The sequence below is a fragment of the Burkholderia sp. 22PA0099 genome, assembly GCF_047497165.1.
Lineage (GTDB): Bacteria > Pseudomonadota > Gammaproteobacteria > Burkholderiales > Burkholderiaceae > Burkholderia.
The window spans coordinates 185,500-201,258 of sequence record NZ_CP163165.1 but is presented as its reverse complement, the minus strand read 5'-3'; the positions used below and the strand labels follow the sequence as shown (position 1 = coordinate 201,258).

Here is a 15,759-nt window from a genome sequence, read left to right as displayed (position 1 = left end):
GCGGCTGACAGTCAATCAATCCATGACGGCGCGCGATGCGCCGTCATGCGTTTTTGCGGGCCGATTTTCAGCGTTCAGCCGTGTTGTGCCGGCGAATCGGTGGCCTTGGCCGCAGCCGCCTCCGGCTTGCTCGCCAGCGGAATCCGCACGATGAAGCGCGAGCCGCCTTCCGGCGCATCGGCATACAGCACGTCGCCGTCATGCATCGCGATGATGTCGTAGACGATCGCGAGGCCGAGGCCCGCACCCGTTTCCACGCCGTTGCCGCTCTGCGCATCGCCACGGAAGAAGCGCTTGAACAGGTCCGCCTGCTGGCCTTGCGGCACGCCCGAGCCGTTGTCCTCCACCACGATCTCGCCCGCGATGCGCCCGTTCGGCAGCGTGACCTGCGCGGCGTTCACGGTGATCCGCGCGCCGTCCGGGCGTGTGAGCGGCACGTACTTCAGTGCATTGTCGAGCAGGTTCGCAATCACCTCGCGCAGCAGCACCGGGTTGCCGCGCACCATCAGCGGCTCCACATTGGCCAGGTCGAATTCGTCGGGCGGCAGGTCGTCGGCATCCGCGTCGTCGCCGTGAATCGATTGGCAGTCCGGAGAAGATGCGGCGGCGGTGTCGTCGCAGGTCTGGAAGCCGAGGTCGACGTGCGCGGCGAGCGCGCGCGGCACCCATTCGGCGCCCGTCTCGAACGCCAGCGCGGCCAGATCCACTTCCACGAAACGGGCCGCCTGTTCGCCAGGCTCGGCGCGCGCCAGCGACAGCAACTGATTCGACAGCCGCACCGCGCGATCGGCTGCCGCGCGCAGTTCGTGCACGGCGGTCAGCGTCTGCTGCGGATCGCGCGCAATGGCGGCCTGCTCGGCATGCAGCTTCACGGCCGTCAGCGGCGTGCGCAACTGGTGCGCGGCGTCGGCGATGAACTTGCGCTGCGCATCGAGCGCCGTCTTCAGGCGGCCGAGCAGCGCGTTCATGGCGCTCGTCAGCGGGCGGATTTCGAGCGGTACGTCGGTTTCGTCGACCGGTTCGAGCGAGGTGTGAGTCTGCCGGTTCAGCGAATCGGCCAGATGCGTGAGCGGCCCCAACTGCTGGTTTACGACGCGCCAGACGATCCCCCAGCCGGCCAGCAGCAGCAACAGCAACGGCATCATGATCGCCACGAGGAATTCGGCGGCGATCTGGTAGCGGTGCCGCACCGGCTGCGCGACCTCGACGATCATCGGATTGCCGTTGTCGGTCTGCTCGACACGCACCTGGGCCACGCGCACGGCCTGGCCTTCGTAATCGGCCTCGAACACGTAGGCGTAGTGCATGCGGCGCACGCTGGTGCCTTGCAGCGGCAGGCGCGGATCGCCGGCGAGTTCGTGCTCGCCGTCGCTGATGCGGTAGATCAGTTGCTCGGCCGGATCGGAGAACATCGCCTGCGCGAGCGGCGGCACGGTAAACGGCGCGTCCGGCCCGGCGATCTGGATCTGTTTGGAGATGGCGGTGGCCAGATCGGCCAGCGAGCGATCGATCACGTGCTGCGTGTACTGCCAGGCGAGCCAATAGGCGATCAGGCCGCTCATCAGCGCCAGCATCGACAGCGGGGCGGCGAGGCGGCGCAGCAGCGAGCGGCGCAGGCTGGAAGCGGCCGGGTCAGTGGACATCGCGTCGGTCAACCATCAAAAAGAAGCGCCCGGCGAAAGGGCCGGGCGTGGTGTTCGCAAGCGTGCCGGCATGAACGCGGCGGGCATGCCGCCTGCGCTCCCGGGGCGGCCGGGCGTCAGACGCTGGCCGGCTGGCGGATTTCCTGCAGCAGGTACCCGAAGCCGCGCACCGTGACGATTTCCACGCGGCACTGTTCGAGCTTCTTGCGCACGCGGTGCACATAGACTTCGATCGCGGTGTCGCCGAGATCGCCGCCGAAGTGCGTCAGGTGATCCTGCAACTGGGCCTTGCTGACCACGCGGCCGTGGCGCAGCAGCAGCATTTCGAGCACGGCGAATTCGCGCGGCGACAGTTCGAGCGGCTTGTCGTCGTTGAAGATGCGGCGATCGACGCCCGACAGGCGCACGCCACCGAGCGAGACTTCCGGACGCGGCATGTCGCTGTGCGGGCCGCTGCGGCGCATCACGGCGCGGATGCGCGCCTCGAGTTCGGCCGGTTCGAACGGCTTGAGCATGTAATCGTCGGCACCCGAATTCAGGCCCTGCACGCGATCGTTCAGCTCGTCGCGGGCGGTGAGGATGATCACCGGCGTGTGGCGATTGGTCTGACGGAAGCGCGACAGCAGCGTCATGCCGTCGATACCGGGCAAGCCCAGATCGAGGATCACCAACTCATGGCGATTCTGGGCGAGTGCCTGCTCGGCGAAAATGCCGTCGTGAACCATGTCGACCGTGAAGCCGGATTGTTCGAGACTGCTCTGGATGCCGCGTGCGATGGGGCGGTCGTCTTCGATGAGGAGGAGTCGCATGAGATTCGCTCAAGTACAATGGGTTGGGTGGGACAGCACGACGCCGTTTCCAACAGCATGTCGCGTGGCCGACGACAGCAAGGCGGCTAGCGAACGAAATTCCAACTATGTCCGACATCTCGATCTACGAACTCGAAGCCGCGATCAATTTCTGGCGCGCCCGTTCGCCGTCCAGCGGCGACGAACTCAGATTGTGCGAAGAAGCGAGCGCGCTTTCCAGGCCGTATGCGTTGCTGATTGTACAGCGGCAAGGCGCACTGAAACTGGAAGGTTTGGACCCCATCGCACGTCGTGCCTGGGAGTCTTACACGCGCCTCACGAACGGCCTGGAAAACTGACAGCCGGCACCGCTTCGCGCAATCTTTCTGAATCAAGAAACGCGCGTCCACGCTTCGGCGTTGACGCGCGTTCTGTTTTTGCACCTTGCCACGCGCCGGTTCGTATGAAGGATGCGGAACGTCGGGACCGTATCAGTATGACGCTCGCATGGCGGCCCGTGCAGTTTGTCTTGGGGATGTCAGGTGCCTGTCGGCAAGGTGTCGGGTTGGGCGCGAAGGTTCGGTCCCCTGATCAACCGAGCTGGGCCTCGCTGCCGGCCTGATCGATGAAGCGCGCGAGCGCGATGTCGCGTTCGGTCAGGCCGTCGGCATCGTGCGTGGACAGCGTGATGTCGACGCGGTTGTACACATTGAACCACTCGGGATGGTGATCCATTTCCTGCGCCTTGATCGCGACGCGCGTCATGAAGCCGAACGCCGCGTTGAAGTCGGCGAAACGCAGGCTGCGCTGGATCGCGTCGCGCCCGGGGATGGACGACCAATGGGGCAGCGTGGCGAGCTGCGTCTTGCGTTCTTCCGATGTGAGCTTGTGAATCATGGGATGGCCTCGTTTGCGGATGGGGCGCGCCTGCCAGGGGCGGCGCGCCGATCCGGTCATTCTTCCATATTTGCGCGATGCCCGATTTGATCGGGCTTCAGGCCGCGACGCGATCGCTCGTATCGGCATGCTCGGCCCAGCCTTCGCCGGTGCCGCGATGGAACACGTGGTCGCCATCGAGCACCGCGCCGGCCGGGTGTTCGCTCAACTCGGCCAGGCGGCGGGCCAGCGCGCGCGCATCGACCTTGGCCAGCGCGAACAGCTGCTCGAAATCGTCGATCACGAAGTAGGTCTTCTGGAACGTGTCGATGCGATAGGCGGTGCGCATCACGCGATCGAGGTCGAAGCCGATCCGGTTCGGCGTATCGCTTTCGAGGCTGTAGACCGATTCGCCGCGGCTCGACACGATGCCCGCGCCGTAGATCTGCAAGGTGTCCGGGTCCTGCCGGCTGCGGATCAGGCCGAATTCCACGGTGTACCAGTAGAGCCGGCCGAGCAGCGCCAGCGCGGCCGGATCGTCGGCCACGGCCAGCGCGGCCTGGCCATAGGCGTGCATGTAGTCGGCGAACACCGGATCGATCAGCAGCGGCACGTGGCCGAACAGATCGTGGAAGCAATCCGGTTCTTCCAGGTAGTCGAGCTGGTCGGGGCGGCGCATCCACCAGGTCACGGGAAAGCGGCGATTCGCAAGGTGTGCGAAGAATACGTCGCTGGGCACCAGGCCCGGCACCGCGACGATTTCCCAGCCGGTGGCCGGCTTCAATTGGCGGTTCACGTCCTCGAACGACGGCACGCGATCGGCCGGCAGCGTCAGGCGCTTCATGCCGGCCACGAACGCGTCGGCCGCGCGGCCTTCGAGCAGGGCGGTCTGACGTGCGTAAAGCGTTGCCCACACCGCGTGATCCACCCGGCTGTAGCGCTCGAGCGGCTGATCGATCGTGAAATCGGCGCGGGTTTCGAGACCCGCGTCGAACTGCTCCTGCAGCTTCGCGGTGACGACGGTGGACATGGCTGGCTCTCTGTTCAAGCGGTGACGATGGATGCCAGTGTAGAGCGGACAACGCGCGGGATGGGCGCAATCTCGACGTGAAATCACGAGTTAATGCGATAATCGCGCATCTAAATCGGAATTCGTGCGGAGAATTTTCATGTTAGAACTCGATCACTTCGATCTGGCGCTGCTCGACGTGCTGCAGCGCTTTGGCCGCGCCACCCACCAGCAGCTCGGCGAGCAGGTGCCGCTGTCGCCATCGCAGATCGGCCGCCGCCTGCAGCGGCTCGAATCGGCCGGCGTGATCGACGGCTATCGCGTGGTGCTGCGCCCCGAGCGGCTCGGGCTGGGCGTGACCGCGTTCACGAGCCTGAAGCTCAAGCATCACGGCGATTCGATCATCGAGCAGTTCCAGCAGGAGATCGACCTGCTGGCCGAGGTGCTCGAATGCCACGCGGTGGTGGGCGATGCGGATTATCTGCTGCGGATCGTGGCGCCGGATTTGAACGCGTTGTCGTCGTTCGTCATGAAGAAGCTGATGCGCGTGCCGGGCGTGGACAGCGTGCGCTCGAACATCGTGCTGACCACCTTCAAGCGCAACGGGCCGCTGCCGCTGTCGCACCTGGAGCCGGGCGCGGCGCCCGCCTGAGCGGGGCGCGCCGGATCGTGGCACCGGGCGGGGGCGGCCCCACCCGGTCATTGCCTTGCTGCTTTATTGCCTTGTTGCCGGGTTCAGGCGGCGGCCGCCTCCGGCGCGTTCAGCAGGTCCACATAGGCCACCGCCACCAGCGCCTCGGCCGGCACGCCGAGCTTGGCGAACATTTCGTGCGCCTCGGCCTCGCCGCCGGCTTCCTCGTCATCCTCGGCCAGCAGCACTTCCAGTTCGATGAAATCGCCCAGCCCGTCGACGCGATCCAGATGGATGCGCGTGCGGCCGACCAGATAGACGTGACGTTCCTTGCTGACGATGCCGCGCGTGGTCAGCGCGGTGGCCAGCAGCGCGTGCATCGCTTCGGGGTTCGTGACCGGGCTGCGCGTGTAGTACGACACCTTCGGGCCGTCGCGGTCGTCGCGTTGGTAGAAGATCAGTTCGGGCGGGGTGTTGTCGTCGAAGCGGCGCAGCTTGAGCCGGCCGCGCGGCACGTCGTAGAAGAAATCCTGTTGACGGTAGAACAGCGGGGCGTCGGTGGCGAGCGATGCCGCCTTGTCGCGCAGGGCGTCAAAGTCGCTGACGCGGGCCTTGATCTCGATGTTGCGTGCCATGCAGTTCTCCTCGGTCTTGGCGATCGAATCGCCTGGGTGGGTGATGAATCTAACAAAAACTCCGGGTCCGTGGCGTGACGCCTGACGAACGGCAGGGCAAACGCGCGCCGCGAAAGGTGAGGAAAAATCCGGAACGGTGAGTGGTTTTTGTTTTTTATCCTCACCGTTTAAAGGTGAGGAAATTGTTGATAACGCGCAGGCGGAGCGCCGCCCGACGGGGCTTCGACGCTATCCGGCCCATTGTTGCTCGACCAGCCGCAGTGCCGCGGCGATCACCGGTTCCTCGCGCCGATCGGCCCGCGTCATGAAGGTCAGCTCGGTCGGCACGCTGACCGGCTCGACGATCACCAGCGCATGGGCATGCGCCTCGCGCAGCGCGATCGAATCGCGTACCAGCGACAAACCCACGCCGGACTTCACGAGATCGAGCATCGACGGTTCCTGATCCACCTCCGCCACCTTCACCGGTTGCACGCCGGCCTCGGCGAAGCGGCGCGACAGCAGCCGGTGATGGGCCGAGGAGGGCGGCGTCCAGATCCACGGCAGCGCGGCCAGCGCGCGCCAGTCGCGGGCACGCTGCACGCGCTCCTTCCAGCCGGCCGGCGCCATCACGCGGTACTGGTAGCGGGTCAGCGTCAGCGTGTGGAACAGCACGCCGTCGAGCGGATCGTCGTCGTCGGGGCGGCCGATCGAATAGCCGACATCGAGCTCGCGCGCCCGCACGGCCTCGCGCACCCAGCCCGACATGCCGTGGCGCAGCTCGGTTTCGATCTGCGGATAGGTTTCGACGAGTTGTCGCAGAAAGCCGCCCAAACGCAGGAATTCGGGGTCGAGCACGGTGCCGATCCGCAGCCGGCCGCGCACTTCCTGGCGCAGCGCGCTGGCCGCGCGTTGCACGTCGTGGGCGGCCGACAGCGCGCGCTCCGCGTGCGGCAGCAGCGCCTGGCCGTCGCGCGTGAGCACCAGGCCGCGCGAGGTACGCGTGAACAGCACCACGCCGAGCGTTAGCTGCAGATGCTTGATCTGCAGGCTGACGGCGGGCTGCGTCAGGCACAGGCGGGCGGCGGCGCGCGTCAGGTTGCCTTCGCGGGCCACCGTGGCGAACGCACGGAGCAGGATCAGATCCATCGAGCGATATTAGCGCGGCTTATAAAGCTGTTCAGCATAACTCATTGGATTCGAATCGCGGCGCGCGGGTACGCTTCGATGCATTCGCTGCCGGCAAGCCGCACGTGCAGCGCCAAAAACGAAAGGAGACAGATCGTGACATCCCCCCGCACGCTCGAAGGTGAATTCGATTACGTGATCGTCGGCGCGGGCACGGCAGGCTGCGTGCTGGCGAACCGCCTTAGTGAGGATTCCGACGTGTCGGTGCTGCTGCTCGAAGCCGGCGGCAAGGACGACTATCACTGGATCCATATCCCCGTCGGCTATCTCTACTGCATTGGCAACCCGCGCACCGACTGGCTCTACAAGACACAACCGGAAGCCGGCCTCAACGGCCGCGCGCTGTCGTATCCGCGCGGGCGCGTGCTGGGCGGGTCGTCGTCGATCAACGGCATGATCTACATGCGCGGCCAGCGCGAGGATTACGACGATTGGGCGCGCCTGACGGGCGACGCGGGCTGGGCCTGGGATGCGGTGCTGCCGGTGTTCCGGCGCAGCGAGGATCATCACGGCGGCGCGAGCGACGCGCACGGGGCGGGCGGCTTGTGGCGCGTCGAGAAGCAGCGGCTGCGCTGGGAGATCCTCGAAGCGTTCTCGCAGGCCGCGCAGCAAACCGGCGTGCCGGCCACCGACGATTTCAACCGTGGCGACAACACCGGCGTCGGCTACTTCGAGGTGAACCAGAAACGCGGCGTGCGCTGGAACGCGTCGAAGGCGTTCCTGCGGCCCGCGCTGTCGCGCCCGAATCTCACCATCATCACCGGCGCGCAGGCCGAGCGGCTGGTGTTCGAGGGCGCACGATGCCGTGGCGTGGCGTATCGCGGCGGCGGCCAGGCGTTCGTGGCGCATGCACGCGCCGAGGTGATCGTGGCCTCGGGCGCGGTCAATTCGCCGGCGCTGCTGGAGCTGTCCGGCATCGGCGACGCGCAGCGCCTGCGCGCGCTCGGCATCGAGGTGCAATGCGATCTGCCCGGCGTCGGCGAAAATCTGCAGGACCACTTACAGTTGCGCAGCGCGTTTCGCGTGTCGGGCGTACGCACGCTCAATACCTTGTCGGCGCATTGGTGGGGCAAGCTCGCGATCGGTGCCGAATACCTGTTGCGGCAAAGCGGGCCGATGGCGATGGCGCCGTCGCAGCTCGGCGTGTTCACGCGCTCCGATCCGTCGATGGCGCGCGCCGATCTCGAATATCACGTGCAGCCGCTGTCGCTCGATCGTTTCGGCGAGCCGCTGCATCGCTATGACGCGTTCACCGCATCGGTCTGCAACCTGCGGCCGAGCTCGCGCGGCAGCATCCATATCGCGTCGTCCGATCCGTTCGCGGCGCCCCACATCGCGCCGAACTACCTGTCGACCGAGGAAGACCGGCGCGTGGCCGCCAACGCGCTGCGCCTGACGCGCCGCATCGCGGCCGCGCCGGCGCTGTCGCGCTACCGGCCCGAGGAAATCCTGCCGGGCACGCGCTATCAAACCGAGGCCGAACTGGCCGAGGCGGCCGGCGCGGTGGGCACCACGATCTTCCATCCGGTGGGCACCTGCCGGATGGGCCGCGCCGACGATCCGCAGGCCGTGGTCGACAGCCGCCTGCGCGTGCGTGGCGTGGCGGGGTTGCGCGTCGTCGATGCATCGGTGATGCCGTTGATCACGTCGGGCAACACCAATTCGCCGACGTTGATGATCGCCGAACGCGCGAGCGAGATGATTCGAGCGGACCGGCGTGGCGGGGCCGCTGTCGAGAACGTGATCGCGCCGACGGGGGCTATCGCGTCGTCGGTCGCTGCCGTCTGATTGACGCTATCGCCGAACGCCGAACGCCGAACGCCGAACGCTGAACGCTGAACGCGCCCGCGATAGCCCACCACAATCCGTCCCGCAATCGAGGTTTCCGGCAATGCCGCGGCGCGCCATCGCAACCGGCGCGCCCGCGCATAACGCGATCTCTCAGTGCAAATCCCGATGAATGCACTGCACCAACGGCGCGACAATGCTGCGCAGCAGGCATGCGTGCCGACGCACGCGCGTCGATACCGGATGCCGGCGCCTGGCTCGGGGGCAGGCCGCATCGACGTGCGGCGGCGCAGTGGCTCGTGCGAGATTTTTGCGGTGTTTCGCGTCATATCGGACGGAAGCGGACATGATTCTCGGCGACACGATTCTCGAGACGCGCGGGCTGACCAAGGAATTCCGCGGCTTCACCGCGGTCGGCGGCGTCAACCTGCGGGTGCGGCGCGGCTCGATCCACGCGTTGATCGGCCCGAACGGCGCGGGCAAGACCACCTGCTTCAATCTCCTCACCAAATTCCTGAAGCCCACCGCCGGGCAGATCGTCTATAACGGCCTCGACATCACGCGCGAGCGGCCGTCGCAAATCGCGCGGCGCGGCATCATCCGCTCGTTCCAGATCTCGGCGGTATTCCCGCATCTGACTGCCTTGCAGAACGTGCGCGTCGGCCTGCAGCGCACGCTTGGCAGCGAGTTCCATTTCTGGCGCAGCGCGCGGTCGCTGCGCCGGCTCGACGATCGCGCGATGGATCTGCTGACCCAGGTCGGCCTGACCGATTTCGCGCATGTGCGCACCGTCGAGCTGGCCTACGGCCGCAAGCGCGCGCTGGAGATCGCCACCACGCTTGCCATGGAGCCCGAACTGATGCTGCTCGACGAGCCGACCCAGGGTATGGGCCACGAGGACGTCGATCGCGTCACCGCACTGATCAAGAAAGTATCGGCCGGGCGCACGATCCTGATGGTCGAGCACAACATGAACGTGATCGCCGGCATCTCCGACACCATCACCGTCCTGCAACGCGGCGAGGTGCTGGCCGAAGGTGCGTACGCCGAAGTATCGAAGAATCCGCTGGTGATCGAGGCCTACATGGGCAGCGCCGACGCGGCGCTGACGGGGGCGCACGGATGAGCGCGGGCGAACGGCGGGAACCGGCGCTGGCCGGCTCGATGCACGGCGAGGCCGCGGCCTTCGATGCGTCGATGAAGGTGGTCGACGCGCAGGCGGTGCCGGCGCTGGCGATCCACGATCTCGAAGCGTGGTACGGCGAATCGCACATCCTGCACGGCGTGGAGATGACGGTCGGGCGCGGCGAGGTGGTCACGCTGCTGGGCCGCAACGGCGCGGGCCGCTCCACCACGCTGCGCGCCATCATGGGCCTGACGGGCCGGCGGCGCGGTTCGATCCGGATCGCGGGCCGCGAAACCATCGCGCTGCCCACGCACCGCATTGCGCACGGCGGGGTGGGCTATTGCCCGGAGGAGCGCGGCATCTTTTCCAGCCTGTCGTGCGAGGAGAACCTGCTGCTGCCGCCGGCGGTCGGGCCGCGCGAGAACGCGATGTCGCTCGACGAGATCTACACGCTGTTTCCCAACCTGGCGACGCGCCGGCACAGCCAGGGCACGCGCCTGTCGGGCGGCGAGCAGCAGATGCTGGCGGTGGCGCGCATCCTGCGCACCGGCGCCAACCTGCTGCTGCTCGACGAGATTTCCGAGGGCCTCGCGCCCGTGATCGTGCAGACGCTCGCGCGCATGATCGTCGCGCTGAAGGCGCGCGGCTACACGATCGTGATGGTCGAACAGAACTTCCGCTTTGCCGCGCCGCTCGCCGACCGCTTCTACGTGATGGAGCATGGCCGCATCGTCGAGCATTTCGAGGCGGCGCAACTCGAAGGCAAGATGCCCGTGCTGCACGCGCTGCTCGGCGTCTGACGTGCCGGGCGCGCCGCGGCCGCCACGCGCGGCGGCGGTCGCGCTCTACAACCACAACCACAAATGCATCACACCAGGAGACGTCAATGAAACTGAGGACCCTCGCGCGCGCGTGTCTCGTCACCGCGTTCGCCGCCGCGGCCGCTTCCGGCCCGGCGCACGCGGCCGATGCGGTGAAGATCGGCTTCATCACCGATTTGTCCGGGCTGTATGCCGATATCGACGGGCAGGGCGGCCTCGAAGCGATCCGCATGGCGATCGCGGATTTCGGCGGCAAGGTGAACGGCAAGCCGATCGAGCTGGTGTATGCGGATCACCAGAACAAGGCCGACATCGCCGCCTCGAAGGCGCGCGAGTGGATGGACCGCGACGGCCTCGACCTGCTGGTGGGCGGCACGAATTCGGCCACGGCGCTGTCGATGAACCAGGTCGCGGCCGAGAAGAAGCGCGTGTACATCAACATCGGCGCCGGCGCCGACACGCTGACCAACGAGCAGTGCACGCCGTACACGGTGCATTACGCTTATGACACGATGGCGCTCGCCAAGGGCACCGGCTCGGCCGTCACGAAGCAGGGCGGCAAGACCTGGTTCTTCCTGACCGCCGATTACGCGTTCGGCAAGGCGCTGGAAAAGAACACCTCGGACGTGGTCAAGGCCAACGGCGGGCAGGTGCTCGGCGCGGTGCGCCATCCGTTGTCGGCGTCGGATTTCTCGTCGTTCCTGTTGCAGGCGCAGGCCTCGAAGGCGCAGATCCTCGGCCTGGCCAACGCGGGTGGCGACACCGTCAACGCGATCAAGGCCGCCAAGGAATTCGGCATCACCAAGAGCATGAAGATCGCCGCGCTGCTGGTGTTCATCGACGACATCCACAGCCTGGGCCTCGACACCACGCAGGGCCTGGTGCTGACCGACAGCTGGTACTGGAACCGCGACGACGCCTCGCGCAAGTGGGCGCAGCGCTATTTCGCGAAGACCAAGAAGATGCCGTCGAGCCTGCAGGCCGCCGATTATTCCTCGGTGACGAACTACCTGAAGGCCGTGCAGGCGGTGGGCTCGACCGACGCCGACAAGATCATGGCGCAACTGAAGAAGACCAAGATCGACGACTTCTACGCGAAGGGCTACGTGCGCCAGGACGGCAGCATGATCCACGACATGTACCTGATGGAAGTGAAGAAGCCGTCGGAATCGAAGGAACCTTGGGACTACTACAAGATCCTTGCGACGATCCCGGGCGATCAGGCCTACGGCACCAAGCAGGAATCGCGCTGCGCGTTGTGGAAGTAAGCCGGCTCGTTCGCAGCGTCCGGTGATGCGCGTGCGCCGCCGGCCACCACGGTGAGCCGGCGGCGCATGTGTTGCGCACCCCTAACAGACGGCAGATTCGATGAACATCTTTGGCATTCCGTTGTCGGCGATGTTGAGCCAGTTGCTGCTCGGCCTCGTCAACGGCTCGTTCTACGCGATCCTGAGCCTGGGGCTCGCGGTGATCTTCGGGCTGCTCAACGTGATCAATTTCGCGCACGGCGCGCTGTTCATGCTGGGTGCGATGCTCGCGTGGATGGGGCTCAACTATTTCGGGCTGCCGTACTGGGCAATGCTGGCGATCGCGCCGCTGGTGGTCGGCTTGTTCGGCATCCTGATCGAAAAGACCATGCTGCGCTGGCTCTACCGGCTCGATCACCTGTACGGCCTGCTGCTGACCTTCGGCCTGACGCTGGTGATCGAGGGCGTGTTCCGTTCGATCTACGGCGCGTCGGGTCAACCGTACGACGTGCCGGCGCTGCTGAGCGGCGCGACCGATCTCGGCTTCATGTACCTGCCGAACTACCGCGCCTGGGTGGTGGTGGCCTCGCTGACGGTGTGCCTCGTCACCTGGTTCGTGATCGAGAAGACGCGCCTGGGCGCGTACCTGCGCGCCGGCACCGAGAACCCGAAGCTGGTCGAGGCGTTCGGGGTGAACGTGCCGCGCATGATCACGCTCACCTACGGCTTCGGCGTGGCGCTGGCCGCGTTCGCCGGCGTGCTGGCCGCGCCGGTGATCCAGGTCTCGCCGCTGATGGGGCAATCGATGATCATCACCGTGTTCGCCGTGGTGGTGATCGGCGGGATGGGTTCGATCCTCGGCTCGATCGTCACCGGCCTGCTGCTCGGCGTGATCGAGGGTTTCACGCGCGTGTTCTATCCCGAGGCATCGGCCACCGTGGTGTTCGTGATCATGGCGCTGGTGCTGCTGGTTCGCCCGGCGGGCCTGTTCGGCAAGGAAAGATGATGCAGAGAAAAGTGCTCTACGGCCTGCTGCTGATTGGCCTCGCGTGCGCGCCGTTCATCGGCGCCTATCCGCTGTTCGTCATGAAGGTGATGTGCTTCGCGCTGTTCGCGGCCGCCTTCAACCTGCTGATCGGCTATACCGGCCTGCTGTCGTTCGGCCATGCGATGTTCCTCGCCACGGCCGGCTACCTGACCGGCTACACGATCCAGACGCTCGGCTTCACGCCCGAGCTGGGCGTGGCGGCCGGCACCGCGGCGGCCACGCTGGTGGGGCTGGTGGTGGGCCTGTTCGCGATTCGCCGGCAGGGCATCTATTTCGCGATGATCACGCTGGCGTTCGCGCAGATGATCTACTTCGTCTACCTGCAGGCGCCGTTCACGCACGGCGAGGACGGCCTGCAGGGCGTGGCGCGCGGCCGGCTGTTCGGCCTGCTCGATCTGTCGCAGGACCTGACGCTGTACTACGTGGTGCTGGTGGTGGTGGCGTTCGCGGCGATGGGCATCGTGCGGATCGTCCATTCGCCGTTCGGCCAGGTGCTGGTGGCGATCAAGGAGAACGAGCCGCGCGCGATCTCGCTGGGCTACGACACCGACCGCTTCAAGCTGCTGGCCTTCGTGCTGTCGGCGGCGCTGGCCGGGCTGGCCGGCGCGCTGAAGGTGGTGGTGCTCGGCTTCGAGACGCTCGGCGACGCGTACTGGACCATGTCCGGCCTCGTGATCCTGATGACGCTGGTGGGCGGCATGGGCACGCTGTTCGGCCCCTTGCTCGGCGCGGCGCTGATCGTCGCGCTGGAGGAGCGGCTCGGCGACATCGGCAGTTGGCTCGCCTCGGTCACCGGCGTGGACTGGTTCCGCTCGCTCGGCGAATCGACCTCGATCGTCACCGGGTTGATCTTCATCGCCTGCGTGCTGGCGTTCCGGCGCGGTATCGTCGGCGAGATCGTGGCGCGCGTGAAGCCGCTCCGGACGTCGTGATGCGCAGCGTCAAAGCGGCGACTGGCGCGCGGTGCGTGCCGCGTTAAACGGCCGCGAACGCCCGTCAAATGGACGCCTCGTTGCCGGGAATTGTGCCCAATTTCCGTGCGGCGATGCACCATAGGGGTAAATGCTAGGTTGCTCGTAATTCCACGCTTGTTTAATCTTCGTTCCTGTTCTGCTGCACCGCGAACCCGATTTTGCAGGTGGAGAACGAGGAGACAATCGAGGCACTCAGTGCCCGGCCCCAAAGCGCTGTTGGACGGAATCCAACAGCGCTTTTTCATTTGGCGCGGCGGTTTGCGCATCCGGTTTTCCGGCATTCCTTCCTGTTTCGTTCCCCTTCCGTTTTTTCTTCGTTTCCCTGAATTTCCCCCGTTTTCGCTCGTTCTCCGGTTTCAGCTTCTTGCCGTTTACCCGGTTTGTCGCGCGCGCGTGGCGGCCGCTACACTCGCTTTCGCGAACCATTCGATTGGGTAACGCGTGGGGTTTCCGGTGTGTCTGCGCATCGCTCCGGATTCGTCGTGGGCGTGATCCGGCAGGGTGCCTCGGCGGATGGCGGAGACGGGTTGGCGCGGGCTTGCCGGGCCGCCGATGGGAAGATCTTCGGCGCGTGTCGCGAGGGCCGTGGCGAGGCGCTGGAGCGGTCGCTACGTGATCCATCTGCGATCTGCTGGTCGCTGCGTCGAACGTTTTGCAAAGCCGGCCGGCATCGTGACAGCGGCGATCGATCGAACAGGGCGCGTGCTTCGTAACGCGCCTTTTTATTGCCCGCGCGATGGGCCGTCGCGCCGAACGATGGCCGTCGATTGCGCCGAGAGCAGGGCGACGGCCGGCACGATGATATCGACCAGAACGAACAACGCGGGGAGACAGGGCATGACGATCAAGCGATGGACGCTGACGCTGCTGGCGGCGGGCCTGGCATGCGGCGTGACGGCTGCGGTGGCGCAGGTGACGGTGGGCGTGTCGGTGTCGGCCACGGGGCCGGGTGCGTCGCTCGGCATCCCCGAGAAGAACACGGTCGCGCTGCTGCCGAAAACAATCGGCGGGCAGGCGATCCGCTACATCGTGCTCGACGACGCATCGGATTCGAGTCGCGCCGTGCAGAACACCCGCAAGCTGATCGACGAGGATCACGTCGATGCAATCGTCGGTTCGACGATCACGCCGAACTCGCTGGCCATGATCGACGTCGCCGCGCAGGGCCGCACCCCGATGATCTCGCTGGCCGCCAGCGCGCAGATCATCGCGCCGATGGACGCGAAGCGCGCGTGGGTGTTCAAGACGCCGCAGAACGACCGGCTGATGGCCGACGCGATCGCGGGCTACATGGCCAAGCACGGCGTGAAGACGGTCGGCTTTATCGGCTTCGCCGATGCCTACGGCGACGGCTGGTCGACCGTGTTCACGGCGGCGGCCGCCGCGAACGGCATTCGCGTTGTCGCCAACGAGCGCTACAACCGCCCGGACACCTCGGTCACCGGGCAGGTGCTGAAGCTGCTCGCCACGCGGCCCGACGCGGTGCTGATCGCCGGGGCCGGCACGCCGGCCGCGCTGCCTGCCAGGACGCTCAAGGAGCGCGGCTACGCGGGCAAGGTCTATCAGACGCATGGCGTGGCCAACAACGATTTCCTGCGCGTCTGCGGCAAGGATTGCGACGGCGAACTGCTGCCGGCCGGCCCGGTGCTGGTTGCCGACCAATTGCCCGATTCGAACGCCGTGAAGACACCCGCGCTGGCCTACAAGGCGGCCTATGAGGCTGCGTATGGTGCCGGCTCGCTGTCGACCTTCGGCGGCCATATGTGGGACGCCGGGCTGATGTTGCAGCGGGCGATTCCCGAGGCGCTGAAGGCCGGCAAGCCGGGCACGCCGGCATTCCGTGAAGCGCTGCGCACGGCGCTCGAAAACCTCCGCAACCTGCCTGCGTCGCACGGCGTGTTCAACACCACGCCGGCCGATCACAACGGCTTCGATGCCCGCGCCCGCGTGATGGTGCAGATCGTCGACGGCAAGTGGAAGCTCCAGGCCGATTGATCGGCTGCCGC

16 protein-coding genes are annotated in these 15,759 nt (G+C 66.5%); 9 read left to right on the top strand and 7 right to left on the bottom strand.

What is annotated here, in order from left to right; all coding sequences use genetic code 11:
• Positions 1-74: 74 nt before the first annotated feature.
• Both AB4851_RS16100 and AB4851_RS16095 read right to left on the bottom strand, forming a co-directional pair.
• Positions 75-1,643 carry a sensor histidine kinase gene (locus AB4851_RS16100; RefSeq protein ID WP_414450631.1) on the bottom strand — a complete coding sequence of 523 codons (1,569 nt, stop codon included), beginning with the start codon at positions 1,641-1,643 and terminating at the stop codon, positions 75-77.
• A 116-nt stretch (positions 1,644-1,759) separates the two neighbouring features.
• On the bottom strand, positions 1,760-2,452 hold the full coding sequence (locus AB4851_RS16095; protein ID WP_414443510.1) for a response regulator: 693 nt from the start codon (positions 2,450-2,452) through the stop codon (positions 1,760-1,762).
• Between the two features lie 107 nt (positions 2,453-2,559).
• Here AB4851_RS16095 and AB4851_RS16090 point away from each other — a divergent pair, with 107 nt between their 5' ends.
• Positions 2,560-2,790 carry a DUF3717 domain-containing protein gene (locus tag AB4851_RS16090; RefSeq protein WP_414443511.1) on the top strand — a complete coding sequence of 77 codons (231 nt, stop codon included), beginning with the start codon at positions 2,560-2,562 and terminating at the stop codon, positions 2,788-2,790.
• 232 nt (positions 2,791-3,022) lie between these two features.
• On the opposite strand, the gene AB4851_RS16085 is transcribed toward AB4851_RS16090, so the two are convergent.
• A complete protein-coding gene (locus tag AB4851_RS16085) occupies positions 3,023-3,388 on the bottom strand; it encodes a 4a-hydroxytetrahydrobiopterin dehydratase (RefSeq protein ID WP_414450630.1) in 366 nt (121 codons plus the stop codon).
• 37 nt (positions 3,389-3,425) lie between these two features.
• Entirely contained in the window at positions 3,426-4,337 is a 912-nt protein-coding gene (phhA, locus tag AB4851_RS16080) for a phenylalanine 4-monooxygenase (RefSeq protein WP_414450629.1), read from the bottom strand.
• A gap of 139 nt (positions 4,338-4,476) precedes the next feature.
• Here phhA and AB4851_RS16075 point away from each other — a divergent pair, with 139 nt between their 5' ends.
• Positions 4,477-4,968, top strand: coding sequence for an Lrp/AsnC family transcriptional regulator (locus tag AB4851_RS16075; protein WP_414443514.1), 492 nt, complete (start codon positions 4,477-4,479; stop codon positions 4,966-4,968).
• 83 nt (positions 4,969-5,051) lie between these two features.
• On the opposite strand, the gene AB4851_RS16070 is transcribed toward AB4851_RS16075, so the two are convergent.
• Both AB4851_RS16070 and AB4851_RS16065 read right to left on the bottom strand, forming a co-directional pair.
• Entirely contained in the window at positions 5,052-5,582 is a 531-nt protein-coding gene (locus AB4851_RS16070) for a class IV adenylate cyclase (protein WP_414443515.1), read from the bottom strand.
• A gap of 228 nt (positions 5,583-5,810) precedes the next feature.
• Positions 5,811-6,710 (bottom strand): LysR family transcriptional regulator, encoded by a 900-nt coding sequence (locus tag AB4851_RS16065; protein ID WP_414450628.1) that lies wholly within the window; start codon positions 6,708-6,710, stop codon positions 5,811-5,813.
• 135 nt (positions 6,711-6,845) lie between these two features.
• Here AB4851_RS16065 and AB4851_RS16060 point away from each other — a divergent pair, with 135 nt between their 5' ends.
• From AB4851_RS16060 to AB4851_RS16035, 6 genes are all read left to right on the top strand, one after another.
• Positions 6,846-8,537: a GMC family oxidoreductase gene (locus AB4851_RS16060; RefSeq protein WP_414450627.1), complete on the top strand. Its 1,692-nt coding sequence runs from the start codon at positions 6,846-6,848 to the stop codon at positions 8,535-8,537.
• Between the two features lie 346 nt (positions 8,538-8,883).
• Positions 8,884-9,663 (top strand): ABC transporter ATP-binding protein, encoded by a 780-nt coding sequence (locus tag AB4851_RS16055; RefSeq protein WP_414443518.1) that lies wholly within the window; start codon positions 8,884-8,886, stop codon positions 9,661-9,663.
• Positions 9,664-9,701: 38 nt separating this feature from the next.
• On the top strand, positions 9,702-10,463 hold the full coding sequence (locus AB4851_RS16050) for an ABC transporter ATP-binding protein (RefSeq protein ID WP_414451869.1): 762 nt from the start codon (positions 9,702-9,704) through the stop codon (positions 10,461-10,463).
• An 86-nt stretch (positions 10,464-10,549) separates the two neighbouring features.
• The gene (locus tag AB4851_RS16045; protein ID WP_414443519.1) at positions 10,550-11,752 is read left to right on the top strand and encodes an ABC transporter substrate-binding protein; all 1,203 of its coding nucleotides are present in this window, start codon (positions 10,550-10,552) and stop codon (positions 11,750-11,752) included.
• A gap of 100 nt (positions 11,753-11,852) precedes the next feature.
• Complete coding sequence (locus AB4851_RS16040) at positions 11,853-12,737, top strand: branched-chain amino acid ABC transporter permease (RefSeq protein WP_414443520.1); 885 nt, start codon at positions 11,853-11,855, stop codon at positions 12,735-12,737.
• The gene (locus tag AB4851_RS16035) at positions 12,737-13,711 is read left to right on the top strand and encodes a branched-chain amino acid ABC transporter permease (RefSeq protein WP_414443521.1); all 975 of its coding nucleotides are present in this window, start codon (positions 12,737-12,739) and stop codon (positions 13,709-13,711) included. The genes AB4851_RS16040 and AB4851_RS16035 overlap by 1 nt, the downstream gene beginning before the upstream one ends.
• 234 nt (positions 13,712-13,945) lie before the next feature.
• Here the strand turns inward: AB4851_RS16035 and AB4851_RS16030 are convergent, their stop codons facing one another.
• Positions 13,946-14,179, bottom strand: a complete 234-nt coding sequence (locus tag AB4851_RS16030) for a hypothetical protein (protein WP_414450626.1) — start codon at positions 14,177-14,179, stop codon at positions 13,946-13,948.
• A 411-nt stretch (positions 14,180-14,590) separates the two neighbouring features.
• Between AB4851_RS16030 and AB4851_RS16025 the strand changes: the two genes are divergently transcribed.
• Complete coding sequence (locus AB4851_RS16025) at positions 14,591-15,748, top strand: ABC transporter substrate-binding protein (protein WP_414450625.1); 1,158 nt, start codon at positions 14,591-14,593, stop codon at positions 15,746-15,748.
• Positions 15,749-15,759: the final 11 nt, after the last annotated feature.

Coding starts and splice junctions, on each gene's coding strand:
- phhA (WP_414450629.1), bottom strand. CDS start 4,337: ATGTCCACCGTCGTCACCGCGAAGCTGCAGGAGCAGTTCGACGCGGGT.
- AB4851_RS16085 (WP_414450630.1), bottom strand. CDS start 3,388: ATGACCGGATCGGCGCGCCGCCCCTGGCAGGCGCGCCCCATCCGCAAA.
- AB4851_RS16050 (WP_414451869.1), top strand. CDS start 9,702: ATGCACGGCGAGGCCGCGGCCTTCGATGCGTCGATGAAGGTGGTCGAC.
- AB4851_RS16040 (WP_414443520.1), top strand. CDS start 11,853: ATGAACATCTTTGGCATTCCGTTGTCGGCGATGTTGAGCCAGTTGCTG.
- AB4851_RS16035 (WP_414443521.1), top strand. CDS start 12,737: ATGCAGAGAAAAGTGCTCTACGGCCTGCTGCTGATTGGCCTCGCGTGC.
- AB4851_RS16095 (WP_414443510.1), bottom strand. CDS start 2,452: ATGCGACTCCTCCTCATCGAAGACGACCGCCCCATCGCACGCGGCATC.
- AB4851_RS16045 (WP_414443519.1), top strand. CDS start 10,550: ATGAAACTGAGGACCCTCGCGCGCGCGTGTCTCGTCACCGCGTTCGCC.
- AB4851_RS16090 (WP_414443511.1), top strand. CDS start 2,560: ATGTCCGACATCTCGATCTACGAACTCGAAGCCGCGATCAATTTCTGG.
- AB4851_RS16025 (WP_414450625.1), top strand. CDS start 14,591: ATGACGATCAAGCGATGGACGCTGACGCTGCTGGCGGCGGGCCTGGCA.
- AB4851_RS16100 (WP_414450631.1), bottom strand. CDS start 1,643: ATGTCCACTGACCCGGCCGCTTCCAGCCTGCGCCGCTCGCTGCTGCGC.
- AB4851_RS16055 (WP_414443518.1), top strand. CDS start 8,884: ATGATTCTCGGCGACACGATTCTCGAGACGCGCGGGCTGACCAAGGAA.
- AB4851_RS16075 (WP_414443514.1), top strand. CDS start 4,477: ATGTTAGAACTCGATCACTTCGATCTGGCGCTGCTCGACGTGCTGCAG.
- AB4851_RS16030 (WP_414450626.1), bottom strand. CDS start 14,179: ATGGTTCGCGAAAGCGAGTGTAGCGGCCGCCACGCGCGCGCGACAAAC.
- AB4851_RS16070 (WP_414443515.1), bottom strand. CDS start 5,582: ATGGCACGCAACATCGAGATCAAGGCCCGCGTCAGCGACTTTGACGCC.
- AB4851_RS16065 (WP_414450628.1), bottom strand. CDS start 6,710: ATGGATCTGATCCTGCTCCGTGCGTTCGCCACGGTGGCCCGCGAAGGC.